14 protein-coding genes are annotated in these 18,037 nt (G+C 64.4%); 7 read left to right on the top strand and 7 right to left on the bottom strand.

All coding sequences use genetic code 11. The features are described 5' to 3' along the window. The first annotated feature begins 48 nt into the window (after positions 1–48). The 4 genes from LB571_RS14750 (at position 49) to hutH (ending at position 5,703) form a co-directional block, all read left to right on the top strand. A complete protein-coding gene (locus tag LB571_RS14750) occupies positions 49–1,542 on the top strand; it encodes an NAD-dependent succinate-semialdehyde dehydrogenase (protein WP_224523835.1) in 1,494 nt (497 codons plus the stop codon). Positions 1,543–1,575: 33 nt separating this feature from the next. Next, complete coding sequence (locus LB571_RS14745; RefSeq protein ID WP_140715315.1) at positions 1,576–2,955, top strand: aspartate aminotransferase family protein; 1,380 nt, start codon at positions 1,576–1,578, stop codon at positions 2,953–2,955. A gap of 8 nt (positions 2,956–2,963) precedes the next feature. Further along, the gene (locus LB571_RS14740) at positions 2,964–4,058 is read left to right on the top strand and encodes an alcohol dehydrogenase family protein (protein ID WP_224595407.1); all 1,095 of its coding nucleotides are present in this window, start codon (positions 2,964–2,966) and stop codon (positions 4,056–4,058) included. Positions 4,059–4,206: 148 nt separating this feature from the next. Beyond that, positions 4,207–5,703 (top strand): histidine ammonia-lyase, encoded by a 1,497-nt coding sequence (hutH, locus tag LB571_RS14735; RefSeq protein WP_224595405.1) that lies wholly within the window; start codon positions 4,207–4,209, stop codon positions 5,701–5,703. Between the two features lie 8 nt (positions 5,704–5,711). Here hutH and LB571_RS14730 read toward each other — a convergent pair whose 3' ends face one another. Continuing rightward, complete coding sequence (locus tag LB571_RS14730; protein ID WP_224595403.1) at positions 5,712–7,154, bottom strand: NAD(P)-dependent oxidoreductase; 1,443 nt, start codon at positions 7,152–7,154, stop codon at positions 5,712–5,714. A gap of 261 nt (positions 7,155–7,415) precedes the next feature. Between LB571_RS14730 and LB571_RS14725 the strand changes: the two genes are divergently transcribed. Continuing rightward, positions 7,416–9,269: an ABC transporter ATP-binding protein gene (locus LB571_RS14725; protein ID WP_224595393.1), complete on the top strand. Its 1,854-nt coding sequence runs from the start codon at positions 7,416–7,418 to the stop codon at positions 9,267–9,269. Continuing rightward, entirely contained in the window at positions 9,269–11,158 is a 1,890-nt protein-coding gene (locus LB571_RS14720; protein ID WP_224595391.1) for an ABC transporter ATP-binding protein, read from the top strand. The genes LB571_RS14725 and LB571_RS14720 overlap by 1 nt, the downstream gene beginning before the upstream one ends. Positions 11,159–11,211: 53 nt before the next feature. Here the strand turns inward: LB571_RS14720 and LB571_RS14715 are convergent, their stop codons facing one another. Next, the gene (locus LB571_RS14715) at positions 11,212–12,657 is read right to left on the bottom strand and encodes a DHA2 family efflux MFS transporter permease subunit (RefSeq protein ID WP_224595389.1); all 1,446 of its coding nucleotides are present in this window, start codon (positions 12,655–12,657) and stop codon (positions 11,212–11,214) included. Positions 12,658–12,937: 280 nt separating this feature from the next. Here LB571_RS14715 and LB571_RS14710 point away from each other — a divergent pair, with 280 nt between their 5' ends. Then, positions 12,938–13,264, top strand: coding sequence for a hypothetical protein (locus LB571_RS14710; RefSeq protein WP_224595386.1), 327 nt, complete (start codon positions 12,938–12,940; stop codon positions 13,262–13,264). Between the two features lie 37 nt (positions 13,265–13,301). Here the strand turns inward: LB571_RS14710 and LB571_RS14705 are convergent, their stop codons facing one another. From LB571_RS14705 to LB571_RS14685, 5 genes are all read right to left on the bottom strand, one after another. Further along, positions 13,302–14,084: an ABC transporter ATP-binding protein gene (locus LB571_RS14705; protein WP_224595383.1), complete on the bottom strand. Its 783-nt coding sequence runs from the start codon at positions 14,082–14,084 to the stop codon at positions 13,302–13,304. Between the two features lie 10 nt (positions 14,085–14,094). Continuing rightward, positions 14,095–14,958 (bottom strand): ABC transporter permease, encoded by an 864-nt coding sequence (locus LB571_RS14700; protein WP_263484680.1) that lies wholly within the window; start codon positions 14,956–14,958, stop codon positions 14,095–14,097. 28 nt (positions 14,959–14,986) lie between these two features. Beyond that, positions 14,987–15,997 (bottom strand): ABC transporter substrate-binding protein, encoded by a 1,011-nt coding sequence (locus LB571_RS14695; protein ID WP_224595378.1) that lies wholly within the window; start codon positions 15,995–15,997, stop codon positions 14,987–14,989. A gap of 265 nt (positions 15,998–16,262) precedes the next feature. Beyond that, the gene (gene hutC / locus LB571_RS14690; RefSeq protein WP_224595375.1) at positions 16,263–16,994 is read right to left on the bottom strand and encodes a histidine utilization repressor; all 732 of its coding nucleotides are present in this window, start codon (positions 16,992–16,994) and stop codon (positions 16,263–16,265) included. Between the two features lies 1 nt (position 16,995). Beyond that, positions 16,996–18,024, bottom strand: a complete 1,029-nt coding sequence (locus LB571_RS14685) for a zinc-dependent alcohol dehydrogenase (RefSeq protein ID WP_224595373.1) — start codon at positions 18,022–18,024, stop codon at positions 16,996–16,998. Between the last annotated feature and the right edge of the window lie 13 nt (positions 18,025–18,037).

Raw genomic sequence — 18,037 nt, 5'->3', positions numbered from 1 at the left:
GGTGAGGGGTAGTCTCCCCGCATCAAACCGAACCGGGAGGCTTCGACCATGTCCGCGCATTTCGCCCGCTCGCATCGCCACGAAGCGCTCGACCGGCTCGCCGACCGCCGGCTGCTGCGCGAACTCGCCTATATCGACGGCCACTGGACGGCAAGCGAGGCGGCCGAGAGCTTCGAGGTCACCGATCCCGCGACCGGCACCACCGTGGCCTTCGTCGCAGCGCTCGATGCCGGCCAGACGACAAAAGCCATCGACGCCGCCGCGCGCGCCTTTCCGGGCTGGCGGGCGCTGCTGCCGCAGGAGCGCTCCAAAATCCTGCGAAAATGGTTCGAGCTGATCATCGCAGCGAAAGACGACCTCGCTCTGCTGATGACGCTTGAGCAGGGCAAACCGCTCAAGGAGTCGCTTGGCGAAATCGACTACGCCGCCTCTTTCATCGAGTGGTATGCCGAGGAAGCAAAACGCCTCAACGCCGAGAGCGTCACCAGCCATCTGCCGAACGCGGAAATGATGGTGCGGCGCGAACCACTCGGCGTCGTCGGCGTGGTCACGCCGTGGAATTTTCCTTCGGCGATGCTGACCCGCAAGGCAGCCGCCGCTCTTGCCGCCGGCTGCACCATCGTTGCCCATCCGTCTTCTGAGACGCCACTTTCGGCGCTGGCGCTGGCCGAACTCAGCGAACGCGCCGGACTGCCGGCCGGCGTTTTCAACATCGTCACCGGCAAGGCCGCGACGATCGTTGGACGCATGTGCGAAGATTCGCGCGTGCGCGCCATGAGTTTTACCGGCTCGACCGAGATCGGCCGGCTGATCGCGGCACAGAGCGCGCCGACGATGAAGCGGCTGGTGATGGAGCTTGGTGGTCACGCGCCGCTGATCGTCTTTGCCGATGCCGATCTCGACAAAGCGGTCACCATTGCCATCGACGCCAAATTCGCCACATCAGGCCAGGACTGCCTTGCGGCCAACCGCATCTATGTCCAGCGTCCGCTCTATGACCGCTTCTGCGCCGCTTTCGCCAAGCGCGTCGAGGCGCTGCGGGCCGGCAATGGCTTGGCCGATGACATCGACATCGGGCCGCTGATGCATGAGCGCGCCGTCAAGAAGGTCGAGGAACAGGTCGCCGACGCCGTGGTCCTCGGCGCGCGTTGCCTCGCCGGCGGCAAGCGCCATCAGGCCGGACCGCTCTTCTACCAGCCGACGCTGCTGGCCGATGTCGCCGACGACGCGCTGATCATGCGCGAAGAGACCTTTGGTCCGGTCGCCGCCGTCACGCCTTTCGACAGCGAGGACGAAGTCATCGCACGCGCCAATGCGACCGAATATGGCCTGGTCGCCTATGTGGTGACCGAGAACGGCGCGCTCCAGCAGCGCATGGGCCGCGCGCTCGACTACGGCATGGTCGCCATCAACCGTGTGAAGATCACCGGCGCGCCGATCCCGTTCGGTGGCGTCAAGCAGTCCGGCATCGGCCGCGAAGGTTCGCGCCACGGGCTAGAAGCTTTCACCGACCTCAAATACCTTTGCCTGGATGTGGCGTAGGCTCGCACCCGGATCTCTTTCAAGGAGTTAAAAATGCTCGACCAATCCAACGAACTCGCCGCATGGGATCGCGACCATTTCTTCCATCCCTCAACGCATATGGGCACCCACGCACGCGGTGAATCGCCGACGCGGATCATGGCCGGCGGTGAAGGCGTCACCGTCTGGGACAACAATGGCAGGAAGAGCATCGATGCCTTCGCCGGCCTCTATTGCGTCAATGTCGGCTATGGCCGCCAGAAGATATCAGATGCCATCGCGACCCAGGCGAAGAACCTCGCCTATTACCACGCCTATGTCGGGCACGGCACCGAGGCGTCGATCACATTGGCGAAGATGATCATCGACCGCGCGCCGAAGGGCATGTCGAGGGTCTATTTCGGCCTCTCCGGTTCCGACGCCAACGAAACCAACATCAAGCTGATCTGGTATTACAACAACGTGCTCGGCCGGCCGGAGAAGAAGAAGATCATCTCGCGCTGGCGCGGCTATCACGGCTCGGGTGTCATGACGGGCTCGCTGACCGGGCTGGACCTCTTCCACAATGCCTTCGACCTGCCGCGCGCGCCGATCCTGCATACCGAGGCGCCGTACTATTTCCGCCGCGCCGACCGTTCGATGAGCGAGGAGCAGTTCTCGCAGCATTGCGCCGACAAGCTCGAGGAGATGATCCTCGCCGAAGGACCTGAAACCGTCGCCGCCTTCATCGGCGAACCGATCCTCGGCACCGGCGGCATCGTGCCGCCGCCCGCCGGCTATTGGGAAAAGATCCAGGCGGTGCTGAAGAAGTATGATGTGCTCCTGGTCGCCGACGAGGTGGTGACGGGCTTCGGCCGGCTGGGCACCATGTTCGGCTCCGACCATTACGGCATGAAGCCCGACCTTATCACCATCGCCAAGGGCCTGACCTCGGCCTATGCGCCGCTGTCGGGCGTCATCGTGGCCGATAAGATGTGGCAGGTGCTGGTGCAAGGCTCCGACAAGCTCGGCTCGCTCGGCCATGGCTGGACTTATTCGGCGCATCCGATCTGCGTTGCAGCCGGCGTCGCCAATCTTGAACTGATCGACGAGATGGACCTGGTGCGGAATGCCGGCGAGACCGGCGCTTATTTCCGTGCCGAACTGGCCAAGGCCGTCGGGGGTCACAAACACGTCGGTGAGGTGCGCGGCGACGGCATGCTGGCGGCGGTGGAATTCGTCAAAGACCGTGACGACCGTGTCTTCTTCGATGCTTCGCAGAAGATCGGGCCGCAGGTCGCCACGGCCCTTGCCGCAAGCGGCGTCATCGGCCGCGCTATGCCGCAGGGCGACATTCTTGGCTTCGCGCCGCCGCTGTGCCTGACCCGCGAGGAAGCCGACATCGTGGTGGCCAAGACCGCCGATGCCGTGAACAGCGTATTTGCCAATCTCTGAGACGACCGATGAATGTCATGACCAAAACCCTCCCCGCCACCATGGCCGCCGTGCTGCTCACCGGGCACGGCGGACCGGAAAAGCTCGTCTACCGAACCGATGTGAAAGTGCCCGCGCCTGCGTCAGGGGAAGTGCTGGTGAAAGTCACCGCTTGCGGCATGAACAATACCGATGTCTGGGTGCGCCAGGGCGCCTATGGCACCGAAGAAGACGCGGCCGCCGTTTCGACTTGGCGCCGCCAGGGCAACACGCTGACCTTCCCGCGCATCCAGGGCACCGACACTGTCGGCACCATCGTTGCCGTCGGCGAAGGCGTTTCGTCCGATCGAATCGGCGAACGGGTGATGGTCGATTTCTCCATCTACAACCGCGACGACGATTCACTTGCCGACATCGACTATATGGGCCATGGCCGCGACGGCGGCTATGCCGAGTATCAGACCGTGCCGGCCGACAACGCGCATGTTGTCGACACCATTTTGAGCGACGTCGAACTCGCCACCTTCTGCTGCGCCTATCTCACCGGCGAACAGATGCTGGAACGGGCCAAGCTCAAGGCAGGCGAGCGGGTGCTGGTCACCGGCGCGTCGGGCGGCGTCGGCTCCGGCATCGTGCAACTGGCGCGGGCGCGCGGCGCCATTCCCTATGCCGTCGTCGGCAAGGGCAAGGAACAGGCGGTGCTCGACATCGGCGCCGAGGCGGTCGTCACCCGTGGCGTCGCGGACCTGCCGCAAGCCGTGAGCGAGGCGACCGGCGGCCAGCCGATCGATGTGGTCGCCGATCTCGTTGGCGGCGCGATCTTCAACGATCTGCTGCGCGTCCTGAGGCCGGAGGGCCGCTACACCACGGCCGGCGCGATCGCCGGCCCGGTCGTCCAGCTCGATCTCAGGACCATGTATCTGAAACAGTTGCAGCTGCACGGATCGAGCCAGGGCACGCGCTCCGATTTCCGCCGCATCGTTCGCTATATCGAAGAGGGCAAGATCCGGCCGCTTGTCGGCGGCGTCTACAAACTCTCCGATTTCCACCGCGCACAAGCCGATTTCGTCGCCAAGGATTTCGTCGGCAAGCTGGTGGTGGTGCCCGACGCCGTCGCGAGGTGACCTGCCGAAACCTGCATTTCGCCTGAAGCTCCCCTCGCCTGCTGCCGCCACAATCGGAATGGCTTGCAGACCAGCCGGTAAGCCGCCACAAACGGCGACGCCCGCCGCGCCGTCGGCCCGGGCATACGGTCACGGATACAGGCGAGACATGACAGCCCGAATGATACTGCTCGACGCCAAGCCGCTTGGCATCGAGGATGTCGCCGAGATCGCGCGGCGCAATGCGCGGCTGATGTTGGGCGAGGAGGCGATGCGCCGCATCCGGGCGAGCCGCGCGCTCATCGAGCAGCTGACGCAACTCGGCAAGCCGATGTACGGCGTCACCACCGGCCTCGGCGCCTGCGTCGACACGCCGCTCGCGCAGGCCGATCTGATCGCCTTCCAACACAGCGTGCCGCTCAGCCACAGCATGGGCATCGGCCCGGCCCTTCCCACCGAGGCGGTCCGCGCGCTGATGGCCGCGCGCATTTCGGGAATGGCCGCCGGCGGCACCGGCACTTCCGAACGCGTGGTGGTGGGCCTTGTGGCGGCACTCAACGCCGGCGTCCATCCGGTGATCCCGACCTGGGGATCGATCGGAGCGGCGGACCTTGCCCATCTCGGCCACATGGCGCGAGCGCTGCGCGGCGACGGCGAGACGGAGTTCCAGGGCAGGATCATGCCGTCGGCCGAGGCGCTCGCGCTCGCCGGGCTCGAACGGCTCGACCTGCGCGAGAAGGACGGCCATGCCATCATCGTCGCCAACAGCCTGTCGACCGGCGCGGCTTGCCTCTGCCTGGAGGATGTCGCCCACCTCATCGACTGGTCGCTGGCCGCGGTGGCACTCAACCACGAAGCGTTCCGCTCGTCACTCACCGCCATCGATGAAGCTGCGCTGTCGGCGCGACCGGCGTTCGGCCAGCGGGAGATCGGGGCGCGGCTGCGGGCGGAACTCGCTGGAAGCGGGCTCTGGAGGGAGAACGCCGCGCGGCGGCTCCAGGATCCGCTCAGCTATCGTTGCGTGCCGCAGGTGTGGGGCGGCCTGTTGCATGCGTTCGAACAGGCGAAGCTGGCAACGGAGATCGAACTGGCCCATTCCGGCGACAACCCGGTGATCCTACCCGAGGACGGACGCGTCGTCTCGAACGGCAATTTCGACCTCACCGCGATGACGCTGGCCTGGGAGCAGCTCGGCCAGGCGCTTGCGCATTGCGCCGTGGGCACCGCCAATCGCTGCATGAAGCTGATGTCGCCGACGGTGGCGGAACTGCCGCGCTTCCTGTCGGCCAGGGGCGGCAGCCGCCAAGGCTACGCCGAATTGCAGAAACCGCTTGCCGCGCTGGAGGCCGAGATCCGGCATCTGGCCAACCCGATGTCGCTCAGCCCGCTTGCCGTATCGGACGGGATCGAGGACCAGTCGTCGATGGCACCACGGGTGGTGGCCAAGACAGCCGAGATTGTCGAACGCCTGCGCTATCTCGTTGCGATGGAGCTGATCTTCGCGGCGACGGGCGTGGAGTTGCGCGGCGTCGTCGACAGTATGGGCGAAGGACCACGGCGCACCTACGCCGCCGTGCGTGCGCTCGTCAGCCCGCTCGACGACGACCGCGAGATGAGCGCGGACATGACGCGGGTCGCCCGGATGGTGGCTGGTCCCCGAGACTGAGTTCCGGCTTATCGCTGGAAAGGTCCCCTGAGATTGAGGTTCTCGGCCAGAAGGCAGAAGCGGTCGATCAACCGGACAAGGTCCTCGCCCTGCTCGGCGACAACGGCGCCTCGCTCGGCAGGCGAGTTATCGGAGAGAGCCTTCCACAACCGGCCTTGCCGATCGCAGAGATCCGCCAGCTCGGAACATTCGCTAGCGGTCAGTTTCAAGAGCTGGCCGGAGGTCACCAATCCAATGCCTGGAGGCGTGGTTGCTCCAAGGGAAAGATAGGCCGGCGGCACGCTGCCTTTTGCGTTCGTCACCGACTTTCGGCAGATGACATCGAAGATCTGGTCGACGGCCTGCTTGGCGCCGGCGACGCGCGAGGGATGATCCGTATCGGCTGCCGCATGCGGCAGAAGCTCGAGTTTTCCGCTGTGCTTCTCGACGAGGCCCAGATAGGGCAGCATCGGTCCGGAAAGGCGACCGGTCGCGGCATCCTTGAACAGGTCGGCATCGATCGCGGCATGACGCACCCTGCCCGAGGACAAGGCTTCGCCGAGGGCCGCAACGTCGACAAGCTCGCCGCGATCGTAGTTGACCAGCACCGCGCCTTTGTTCACGCGCGACAGGACATCCGCGCCGATGAGCCCGGCATTGGCGTAGCGGCCGGTCTGCGCATCCTGCTTGCCCAGGCCGACATGAACACTCAAGACATCGGCACCATCAGCCGCATCGAGGAGATCCGCCGCATAGACAAAGCCTTCGGCCTCTATCCAGTCCCGATGCCGGGGCCGTGCGTGGATCACCACGCGCATGCCGAAGGCCCGGGCAAGTTTGGCCACCTCCCTGCCGATATTGCCGTAGCCGACGATCGCGATCGTCTTGCCTTCGAGCTTTTCGGTCGGGAAATCGCGCAGCTCCCTGCCGGTGTCGAAGGCGCCGCGCGCCACCCGGTTGTGAAGCAAGTCAACCGGGAGATCCGGCAGCACTTTCAGGATCGCCTTCATCACCATCTGCGCCGTGGCGCGGCTGTTGATGCCGGGCGTATTCATCAGCACGGCCGTACCGCCTTCGCCGCTGCCGCCGCCCCAGGAATGCGAACCCATATTGCCGGTGCCGGCGCCGATGCGCACGCCGGCGAGCGGAAAGACGGTTTCGGCGGGCAGGAAGGTCGCGGCGGCAATGACGGCATCATAACGTCCATCGCCGGCGACTTCGATCAGCTCTTCGCGGGTGCTGAGGTCCGGCTGATAGAAGAAATGCACGCGGCCAGATTCGAGAGCGGCCTTGTCGCCAAGCGCAGCCGCATGAAAGCGGCCGCCCTTGGCTTCGATATGCGCACGCACCTCCGACGGGTCGGGCTTTCCGTCGGCGTCGAAGCGCAGGCCGATCAGATCGCAGACCAGCACGGTGTAGGCGCGTTGCGGATCGACCGGTTCAACGGCGCGGGTGTCGGCATTTGCGATCACGTCGGTTTCCTTCGTGCAAGAGCGGAGTCCTGCTGGTCCGGCAGGCTTTGAATAATCAGAACCTATCCGCCGGGAACGGCGCGAGATCGATCACCGGCGGCAGACCAGCGGCGAGTTGCGACACGATCTTGCCGGTTTCAGGTACAGTGCGATGCCGGTATTGGCCCTTGAACGGGCAGGTCGGACGCGCGTAAAATCGCGCTATCTGATTGAGTCTGCTACATTCGTTCGGGCTAATGCCCGGATTGGTCTGGTATTTCCTTGCACACTGATGCGACCAGCGCGGCCAAGCGCGGCAAATCATTTGCCCATGTGGCGGAAGCCTCCTGGGGCAAGGGCCTCAGCACCTTGCTGCGCATCGTGCGCATGACGATGCGCCATCCCTGGCAGGTTGCCATGACCCTCATCTCGACCTTTATCGCGGCGACGCTGCAGCTTTTCATTCCGCGTCTCCTGGGGCGCGCCATCGACCAGGCGCAAGGCGTGATGGCGGCGGGTGCCGGCACCGCGGCCGAGCAGGCGCTGTGGAATACGGCGCTGACGCTGTTGGTCGTCAGCATCCTGCGAGGCCTCTTCACCATGGCGCAGAATTACTATGGCGAGGCCGTCGGCCACCGGACAGGCTATGAGCTGCGGCTCGCCTTCTACGAGAAGATCCAGCGGCTGAGCTTTTCCTTCCACGACAAGGTCCATACCGGCGATCTCATCACCCTCGGGCTGCTCGACCTCGACGGCGTGCGCATGTTCTTTTCGACCGGTATCCTGCGCGTGGTGCTGCTTGGCGTGCTGATCGGTGTCGGCGCCTATCTGTTGATCAGCACGGATCTCGTGCTCGGGTTGTTGAGCCTCAGCTTCGTGCCATTTGTTGCCTGGCGCTCGTCAGTGACGCAGCTCCGACTGCGCAGCACCTGGCTGACGCTGCAGGAGCGGCTGTCGGTGCTGAGCCGAGTGATGGACGAGAATCTCGGCGGCATTCGTGTCGTGCGCGCCTTCGCGGCTCAAAGGCATGAGCTGGCAAAATTCGACCGTGCCAAACGGGACGCACTGGACCTCGCCAATGAGCGCGTCGACATCCGCGTCTCGAACACCAGCGCCATGAATTTTTCCTTCCTTGCCGCCATGGGCCTGGTGCTGTGGTTCGGCGGCCAGAAGGTGATCGCGGGTCAGATCAGCGTCGGCACGCTGGCCCAGTTCCTCACCTTCATGACCATATTGCAGATGCCGGTGCGCCAGCTCGGCCTGATGGTCAACTCCTTCGCGCGCGCCTCGACCTGCGGCACGCGGCTGTTCGAATTGCTCGACGCTGAGCTCGACATCGAGGACGCGCCCGACGCCAGGGAGCTCGTCATCGCCGAGGGCGTGCTGCGCTTCGACAATGTCGGTTTTCGCTATGAGGGCGCGGGCGAGCGTCCGACGCTTTCCGGCATTTCCTTCGAGACCAGGTCCGGCGAGACGATCGGCATCGTCGGCCCGCCAGGCAGCGGCAAGTCGACCATCGCGCACCTGATCCCGCGCTTCTACGACGTGACCTCGGGCGCGATCACCATCGACGGACAGGACATCCGCAAGGTCACGCTGCAATCGCTGCGCAAGGCGGTCGGCGTCGTGCAGCAGGATGCGTTCCTGTTCACGACCTCGATCGAAAACAACATCGCCTATGGCAATCCCTGGGCGCGCGAGACCCGCATCGGCCAAGCCGCCGAATATGCCCAGCTGCACAATTACATCATCGGGCTTCCGGCCGGCTACACCACGGTCGTGGGGGAACGCGGCGCCTCGCTTTCCGGCGGCCAGCGGCAGCGCCTGACCATCGCGCGCAGCCTGATGCTAAGACCATCGGTGCTGGTCTTCGACGATTCCACGGCCGCGGTCGACGCCGGCACCGAGCAGCGGATCCGGGCGGCGATGAAGCGCTTCGCCAGGGATCGCGTGACGCTCATCATTTCGCATCGGCTGAGTTCGCTGATGCATGCCGACCAGATCCTGTTCGTCGAGGGCGGCCGGATCGTGGAGCGCGGCGCGCATGAGGAATTGCTGGCGCTCGGCGGACGCTACCGCGCGCTTTACGACCTGCAGTTGCGGCCGGACGGCGATCGGCTCGAGGGTGCCGCCTGATGTCGACACAGGACGACGAGAAGGAAGACACAAGCCGACGCCCGACCAAGGCCGTTGTCGGCTCGCACCGCGATGAGGAAGAGGTCTTCGGCAAGGCTTACGATCCGCGAATCGTCAGGCGCATCTGGAGCTTCGTCAGACCATATTGGGGCCGGATCTTCATCTCGGTCGCGGCGGTGCTGGTGTTCACGCTGACGCAGTTGGCGATCCCGCTGGTCATCCGCTACGCCATCGATCACGGCATGGCGCCAGGCAGGCTCGACCGTTCGGTGATGATCACCGCGATCGCCGCTTTTGCCGTGATCATCCTCATCAACTACGCCGCCAGCCATGTCCAGGAGAGCGTCGTCGGCAAGGTGGCGGAGAACGTGCTGTCCGACCTGCGCCGCGCCATGTTCAGCCACCTGCAGCGTGTCGCCCTGGGCTTCATGGACAAGACCGAGGTCGGCCGGCTGATGTCGCGCCTGCAGGGCGACGTCAATTCGATGCAGGAATTCCTCGAGACGTCCGTGATGTCGGTTGGCGACATCGTGCTTCTGTTCGGCATCGTCACCGTCCTGCTGTGGCTGGACTTCCGGCTCGGGCTGCTGACGCTGTCGACCATGCCGGCGCTGTTCACCGTGCGCCTGTTCTGGCTGCCGCGCGCCAAGGTCGCCTTCATGGCCGCGCACGAGACCAACTCCATCGCCAACGGCGCGCTGGCCGAAGGCATCCACGGCGTGCGTACGGTGCAGAGCCTGGAACGCCAGCACGTCAATTTCGATCTCTATGACGAGAAGGTGCTGGCCAATCTCAACGCCCATCTGCGGTCGGCGAGATATGCGCAGGTGATGGTGCCGATCGTCGACACACTGACGGGCATTGCCATGGCGACCGTGATCGTCGTCGGCGGATCGATGGTGCTGTCGCACAGTCTCGATATCGGCGTGATGGTGGCGTTCCTGTTTTACATCCAGCGCTTCTTCGACCCGATCCGCTCGCTCACCATGCAGTACAGCGTCATGCAGCGCGCCATGGCGTCGGGCCAGCGCATCTCCGAAGTGCTCGACGTGCCCGTGGATGTCAGCGACAAGGAAAATGCGGTGGCGCCGTCGCGCGACATGGACGGTTCGGTCGAGTTCCGGAATGTCACCTTCGGCTATCGGCCAAACCAGCCGGTGCTGAAGAACATCTCCTTCCGCGTCAGTCCGGGCGAGACGGTCGCGCTTGTCGGGCCGACCGGATCAGGCAAGTCGAGTTCGATGGCGCTGGTGCACCGCTTCTACGATGTCTGGTCGGGTGAGGTCCTGGTCGGCGGCCATGACGTGCGCGACCTGACGCAGGATTCGCTCGGCGATCAGGTAGCCATGGTGCTGCAGGAGCCGTTCCTGTTCTCCGGCACGGTGCTGGAGAACATCCGCTATCACAAGACCGGCGCCAGCCGCGAAGAGGTGGTCCGCGCAGCACAAGCCGTCGGCGCGCACGACTTCATCGAGCAACTGCCTGACGGCTACGACACCGGACTCGAGCAGCGCGGCGGCAATCTCTCGCTGGGCCAGCGCCAGCTTATCAGCTTCGCGCGGGCGCTGGTGGCCGACGCCAAGATCCTGGTGCTCGATGAAGCCACCGCCAGCATCGATTCCTACACCGAGATGCTGATCCAGAAGGCATTGGTCAAGCTGCTCGAAGGGCGCACCGGGTTGGTCATCGCGCACCGGCTGGCGACCATAAGGGGCGCCGACCGCATCATCGTGCTGCAGAATGGCGAGATCGTCGAAAGCGGCAACCATGAACAGTTGATGAAGAGAAAAGGTCTTTACGCCCGCCTCTACAACATGAACTACGCTTCCTTCGACGACATTTCCGAGGAAGACATGGGAATGGACGCTTCGGTCGGCAAAGCGACGTGAGCCGGTGCCGGCAGGGTGCGAGCCGACGGATTGCCTGATGCCTCCGACACGACCTATTTGCGAGATCCCTTGATGTGGCCGCTAACTTGAACGCCGTCTTCGGCGCGCAGGTACAGGAAGCCCGGAATCGAGAGCAGCGGGATGAGCGCGGTCAGCAGGAACACCTGATGAAAGCGTTCCGGCGTCAGGACATGGCTTTCGCCCGCAATCAGGCCCAGCAGCATCGCGGCGATCGAGACGCCAAGCGACACGCTGAGCTGCTGCAGCACACCGCCAAGGCTGGTGGCGCGGCTGAGCTTGTCGGCCGGCAGATCGGCGTAGGACAGGGTGTTGGATGTCATGAACTGCGCCGAGCGGACGATGCCGAACAGGAAGACATAGAAACCGATCAGCCAATGCGGCGTATCGGGACCCATCAGAGCGAAGCCCGCAACGGTGGCGGAACCGACGAGCGCGCTGCCGACCAGCACGACACCGAAGCCAAAGCGCCGCAGCAGCGGCGACAGCAGCGGCCGCATGAGCAGCGCCCCGAAGCTGCCGACGAATGTCAGCGAGCCTGATGCGACCGGGCTCATGCCGAAGCCGACCTGCAGCATTAGCGGCACCAGGAACGGCACGCCGTTGAGACCGACGCGGCACAGGCCGCCCGCCAGCGTACCAACCCAGAACGACCGGAACCGAAACAGCGTCAGGTCGACAGCCGGCGCCACGACGCGGCGCGCATAGCGCCCGAAGGCAAGCAGCAGCAACGCGGCCGCGGCCAGCACCAGCACCGTCGCGGAGCCGGGAATGACCGGCCGACCGATATTCTCCAGCCCGAACTGCAGTAGTGCCACGCCAAACCCCACCATCAGGAAGCCCGGGACATCGAAACGCTGCACCGCCTCGCCATGGAAGTCGTCGACGAAGCGCAGCGCGGCAACGATACCAAGGCAGCCGAACGGCACGTTGACATAGAATATCCAGCGCCACGACGCGTAGGTGGTCAGCAGGCCGCCGAGCAGCGGCCCGATGACAGGCCCCATGATGGCCGGCAGGGTCATATAGGTCATGGCGGTGATCAGGCCGCTGCGCGGAAAGCTGCGCAGCAGGATCAGCCGACCGACCGGCGTCATCATGGCGCCGCCCAGCCCCTGCAGGGCACGCATCGCCAACAGCATGCCGAAACTGTCGGCCATGCCGCACAGCGCCGAGCCAAGGGTGAAGGTGAAAAGCGCCAGCGCGAACACCCTGCGCGCGCCGAACCTGTCGGCAAACCAGCCGCTGACCGGGATGAACACGGCGAGGGTCAAGATGTAGGTGGTGATCGCAAGGTTCAGCCGGACCGGCGTCGTGTCGAGACTTTGCGCTATTGCCGGGATCGCGGTGGTGATGATGGTGGAATCGAGCTGCTCCATCAAAAACGCGATGGCGACGATGATCGGAATGATCAGCCGCAGCCTCGGGTCGCGCTCGGTGGCAAATTGAGGCTGTTCCAATGCTCTGGTCAATTCCGTCATGCAGATGGCTTCTATCGGCCAAAGTGGCTTGTCCCGGTTCAAAGGCAAGATTGCCTTGCCGGCCGGCCGGGCCTGATCGCAGGCCCTCTTGTGATCCGGCAAATCGGCGAGCGGTAGTCATTTCCGCTTCGCGGGAAGTCAACAAATCTTGACCGGCACCACGAGTGCCGCGGACAAACACTGTCCATTTCAGCGAGCGCCGTCCCGATTTCGTGAAGGAACGTGTGCAGCGAGGCGGGCGTTCTTTCCCATATGTCTCGAATAGCAAGGAGACATGCCGATGAGAAAGCGAAGCGTATTCCTCGGCTCCCTCGTGGTGCTGCTGGCCGCGAGTGCTGTCCTGTTTGCCACTGGGGCCGATGCCGCCGTCACCAGGCACCATTATGTCCGCGTCACCGCTCATAATGGCCACGCGCACGCCGCGAACCGCGGGCACGGACACCGCGACGGTTGGGTCGGCAGGGGCTGGACCGGCGAGAATTCGGCCGACAATAACGACTGGATGGACAGCTACTACAATGGCTACGGCAGTTACCGGGGCCGCGCTGACGACTTCTGTGGAACCATCCAGTGGACGCTCGGCCTGTGCGGTCCTCACGGCCCATGATACCTGTCCGCCGGCGGGCCTACGAAGATTGCTGGCACTACACCATTTCGGGACGTCTTGACGCCTCGCGGATCGCCTTGTGCACGCCGCGCTGCAAATCCATGAAGGCCGGCGTTTCCATCACTTCTTCCCGACGCGGGCGTTCGATGTCGACGTTGAAGGTCTGCATGATGCGACCCGGGCCGATCCCCATGACGACGATGCGGTCCGATAGATAAACGGCCTCCTCGACGTCATGCGTGACGAACAGCACCGTGAGCCGGTGCTCCTCCCAGATCTGGGTCAGCAGTTCCTGCATCTGGTGTCGGGTCAAGGCGTCGAGCGCGCCAAAGGGTTCGTCCATCAGCAGCATTTTGGGGCGATAGGAGAGAGCGCGCGCGATGGCGACGCGCTGCTTCATGCCGCCCGACAGTTCGGGCGGGAAGCGATCGGCGCTTTGCGTGAGCTTGACGAGGTCGAGATGCTCGAGCGCGATCTCGCGGCAGGCGGCGCGATCATAGCCGGCGGCCTTGAGAGCAAACTCGATATTCTGCCGCGCCGTCAGCCAGGGGAGCAGCGTATAGGACTGGAAGACGACACCACGGTCGAGGCCCGGCTGCAGGATCGGCGCGCCATCGATGCTGAGATCGCCGGCGTCGAAATCCTGCAGTCCAGCGACGATCGACAGCAGCGTGCTCTTGCCGCAGCCCGACGTGCCGACGAGGGAGACGAACTCGTTGTCGGCGAGGTCGAGATTGATGTCCCGCAGCACTTGCGTGCGCCGCTCGCCGGTGCCGAAGCTCTTGTCGAGACCGGCGATGCGCAATTTGGGAACAGTCACCGGCGGTTCCTCATTGCGGGTGGCCTTCCTGCCGAAACAGCACCTTCTCCAGGGCCTTCATGACCTGATCGGTGATGAGGCCAAGCACGCCAAGCAGCAGGATGTAACCGATGATGGTGTTTGTCTGGAAATAGCGCTGCGACACGGTGATGCGATAGCCGAGGCCGGATGTCGCCGCGACGAGTTCGGCCAGCACCAGCCAGGTCCATGCCCAGCCGAGGCTGATGCGCAGCGTGTCCCAGATGCCCGGCAAGGCGCTGGGAACGACGATGCGCGTCAGGATCTTGCGGTCCGGCAGGCCGAGCGTGCGCCCAAGGCCGATGAAGTCGGCGGGAACCCGTTTCACATTGTCCATGATCATCAGCACCTGCTGGAAGAAAGTGCCGATGAAGATGATCAGGAATTTCTGGGTATCTCCGGTGCCGGCCCACAGGATGGAGAGCGGCACGAAGGCGACAACCGGCATGTAGCGGATGAAATCGACCAGCGGCTCGATGGCCGCCTCCCAGGAACGGAAACTGCCGATCAGCACGCCGATCGGTATGGACAGTGCCGAGGCGAGGAGGAAGCCGATGGAAATGCGGTACATCGAAGCCCTGAGGTCGAGCCACAAGGTGCCGTCGGCGGCGAGCTTGGCGATCTGGGTCGCAACGCTGCCTGGCGACGGCAGGAAAATGGGTTTCACCCATCCCAGCCCGGTCGCCGCCCACCAGGCGAGGCCAAGGCCGACAAAGACGGCCACCGCTATCGCAAGGAAACGCGACCGGGCGATGGGCACGCCGATCCCGGAGGATCGGCGTCGCCTTGCCTGTGTTGCGGCGGGCGCTCGTGCCGGGCGGGCCAAGCCGGTTTTCGCGGGAGGCTCCCCGGACATCCGCGTTACCACCGCGATCCGGATCTCGTCACTGCGCCGCCTTGACGAAGGACGGATCGATCATCTGCTCCGGCGTCACATCGGCCTGCAGAAGCTTGGCGTTCTTGGCGGCCGCTTCGACATCGGCGAATGTCTTGGTGGTAAACTCGCCGGTGAGCGCCGGCTTGTTTTCGGCGAGCGAATAGTAGCGCACCCCGTCGAAAGCGGTGTTGAGGTCCTTGACGTCGGAACCGACCGCCTTGGCGATGATCGCGCGGCCGCCGGGGGTGTCGGCGTTATAATCCTTGAGCGCGGCGTCCCAGCTCTTGATCATGGCCAGCACCTGGCCGGGTCGCGATTTGATCACCTCGTCACGCACCACCAGCACGTCGCTGATCAGGCCGGGATCCTCGCCGGCGGTGAACAGCAGCTTGACGTCCTTGTTCTGCGCCATGGCGACAGTGAGGTACGGCTCGTAGGTGACCGCGACCGGCACCTGGCCCGCGATCAGGGCGCCACCGGCGTCGGCGGCAGGCATCGGAACCGGCTGGATATCGGCGACCGACATGCCGTTCCTGGCGAGCGCGTATTTGAGCAGGATGTCGCTCGTCGTGCCTTCCTCGAAAGCGACCTGCTTGCCGTTGAGATCGGCGATGGAGGTGACATCCTTGCCGGCGACGATGGCGTCGGCGGTCATGGAGACATCGAGCAGCAGCACGATCTTCACCGGCAGACCAGCCGCAACCATGCCCATCGCCGTGTGGGTGGCGATGTTGGCGGCGTCGAGCTGGCCGCTTGCGAGCGCCGCGTTGATATCCTTGTCCTCGGCAAAGTTGACGATCTGGACGTCCGACAGACCGTTTGTCTTGAACAGTCCCTTGGCCTCGGCGACGTGCCATTGACCATATCCAAGCCAGGGCTCGATGCCTATCTTGAACGATCCAGCTTCAGGTGTCGTCGGGATGGCAGCATCGGCTGCGTGGGCCACCGGGGCGGTGGCGAGCCCGATCGCGGCGGCCATCACGAGCGCGCGAAATTGTCCTGCTAGGTTAAGCGTCATCTTTCGTTCCCCTTGATGATCAGACCGCTTTTTACCCAGGCATCCGGTCTGGTGAGACTGCGGGGTTCTGCTCTTGCGGCACTGTGCCTCGGCGTCTTGCCCGCCACTTCATGGTTGAAGCGCTGACATATTTCAGCGGCAGCGGCAGCGGATGTCAAGGCTGAAATACATACATGCATATACAAGTTGGAGAGACTCAAATTTCAGGTTGATCCAGCTCGGCGGCTTGCATTGGCCCGTCGCCTTCAGCTCACTCCCGTCGCCTTCAGCCCGCTTTGGAAGGCGAGTAGCGGCTGCCGAGCGAATAGCGGCTGCCGGCATAGGTCAGCTTGCTGATCGTGGCCACGATGGCCCCCGTCCATGTCCGGCGATGCAGGAGAAGGCAGCAACTGCCGACATCGATGCCGAGATGCTGTGCGGCCTCCTTGTCGGCCGGGATGGCGGAGATGATATGCTCGACCTCGGTCACCGGCGTCTTCTGCATCAGGTAGTCATAGGTCGCTGTCTTGGTGAAGTCCTGCTTGTCGTAGTCGGGGATCAGGCCCGGATTGACGAAACGCTCCTCCAGTTGCACCGGCAAGTCGTTCTCGAAATTGACAACGACGGAGTGATAGATCGAAACCCGCTTCGCAAACTCGAACGACAGTGCCAATTCCTTGGTCGGCATCATCGTTTCGAGAACGAGGACTTCGGAGCGGTGGCTGTTGCCGCGCTCGACGATCTCCGCCGCGATATTGTTGATCTCGATCAGCGTCGACTGCGGCCGGGGCGGCGCGATGAATGTTCCCACACCCTGCAGCCGGATCAGGAATCCCGCCGAGGTCAGCTCCCGCAGAGCCCGGTGGACTGTCATCCGCGACACGCCCAGTGACGCCACCAGCTCGTTCTCGGACGGCAGCTTGCGGTCCTTGCCCCACCGGCCCGTCCCAATATTGGTCAGGATATAGTCCTTCACCTTCTCGTAGAGGGGGCTTGCCGTGTCGGGCAAATCGATCATTTCAAAAACCCTTTCCGGCAGGTTGCCGCATGCGGATGATTGTTTTCAAGCCATCGCTGCTTCCCGCCAACAGCCGCTCATAGGCGGCTGGGATGTCGTCCAGACCGATCTCGCAATCGACCAGGGCCAGCAGCGGTTCACTCAGCTCACCCAGCATCCGGACAGCGTCGGGCAATTCGTCCGCGAAAGCATGGCAGCCGAGCAACGCGATCTCGCGTTCGACAAGAACATTGGGGTCGATGTCGAGGCGGCCATGGAAGATGCCGACCATCGCTATCGCACCACCTGGATCGAGAACGCCGAGCAACTGGCTGAACGCCGCGATGCTGCCGGTCGCCTCGACGGCCGCCAGCAACGGGACATTGGCGGTCGCGGCTGCAATGGCCTCGCGGTCGAGATCGACGATCGTGGCGCCCGTCACCCGCGCCACGCGGGCGCAGCGCGCCTGGTTGCGGTCGGCGACAAGCACCGTGCCGGCGAAGGTTCGCGAAAGCAGTAGCGCGGCAAGACCGCCGATCGGCCCGCAGCCGATGACCAGAACCGAACCTGCCGTCTTCGGCAGACGCCGCACCGCGTGCAGCGCGACGGCAAGCGGCTCGGCCATCGCCGCGACGCGCTCGTCAAGGCTCGCATCGATTACATGCAGCAGACGTGCGGGCAACACCGCCTGTTCGGCAAAGCCGCCATCGCAGATTTCGCCGACGAAGCCCAGCGCAGCGCAGAGATGCCGCTTGCCGGCACGGCATTGCGCGCAGTCTCCGCACCAGAAACGGGAATCGGCGACGACCCTGTCGCCGACGGCAATGGTATCGACGCCCTCGCCCAGCGCGATCACCGTGCCGGTCAACTCGTGGCCCGCCGTCGAGGGCGCCCGGCTTATCCATTGGCCGGTGCGGAAATTGTGCAGGTCCGAACCGCAGATGCCGGCGGCATCGACCCTGAGCTTTACCCAGCCGGCATCGGGAATGCCTGGCGCGGCGATGTCCTCGACGCGCAGGTCGCCCGGTCCATAAAGTCGTGCCGCCCTCATCGCGATCGTCTCC

This window comes from Mesorhizobium sp. BR1-1-4 (assembly GCF_020165375.1).
In the GTDB taxonomy this organism is placed as follows: domain Bacteria; phylum Pseudomonadota; class Alphaproteobacteria; order Rhizobiales; family Rhizobiaceae; genus Mesorhizobium; species Mesorhizobium australicum.
This window is presented reverse-complemented; position numbering and strand designations above follow the sequence as displayed.

What these genes read in the sequence shown, in the direction of transcription:
- LB571_RS14750 (WP_224523835.1), top strand. Translation starts at nt 49, where the DNA reads ATGTCCGCGCATTTCGCCCGCTCGCATCGCCACGAAGCGCTCGACCGG.
- LB571_RS14745 (WP_140715315.1), top strand. Translation starts at nt 1,576, where the DNA reads ATGCTCGACCAATCCAACGAACTCGCCGCATGGGATCGCGACCATTTC.
- LB571_RS14740 (WP_224595407.1), top strand. Translation starts at nt 2,964, where the DNA reads ATGAATGTCATGACCAAAACCCTCCCCGCCACCATGGCCGCCGTGCTG.
- hutH (WP_224595405.1), top strand. Translation starts at nt 4,207, where the DNA reads ATGACAGCCCGAATGATACTGCTCGACGCCAAGCCGCTTGGCATCGAG.
- LB571_RS14720 (WP_224595391.1), top strand. Translation starts at nt 9,269, where the DNA reads ATGTCGACACAGGACGACGAGAAGGAAGACACAAGCCGACGCCCGACC.
- LB571_RS14715 (WP_224595389.1), bottom strand. Translation starts at nt 12,657, where the DNA reads ATGACGGAATTGACCAGAGCATTGGAACAGCCTCAATTTGCCACCGAG.
- LB571_RS14710 (WP_224595386.1), top strand. Translation starts at nt 12,938, where the DNA reads ATGAGAAAGCGAAGCGTATTCCTCGGCTCCCTCGTGGTGCTGCTGGCC.
- LB571_RS14700 (WP_263484680.1), bottom strand. Translation starts at nt 14,958, where the DNA reads ATGTCCGGGGAGCCTCCCGCGAAAACCGGCTTGGCCCGCCCGGCACGA.
- LB571_RS14695 (WP_224595378.1), bottom strand. Translation starts at nt 15,997, where the DNA reads ATGACGCTTAACCTAGCAGGACAATTTCGCGCGCTCGTGATGGCCGCC.
- hutC (WP_224595375.1), bottom strand. Translation starts at nt 16,994, where the DNA reads ATGATCGATTTGCCCGACACGGCAAGCCCCCTCTACGAGAAGGTGAAG.
- LB571_RS14685 (WP_224595373.1), bottom strand. Translation starts at nt 18,024, where the DNA reads ATGAGGGCGGCACGACTTTATGGACCGGGCGACCTGCGCGTCGAGGAC.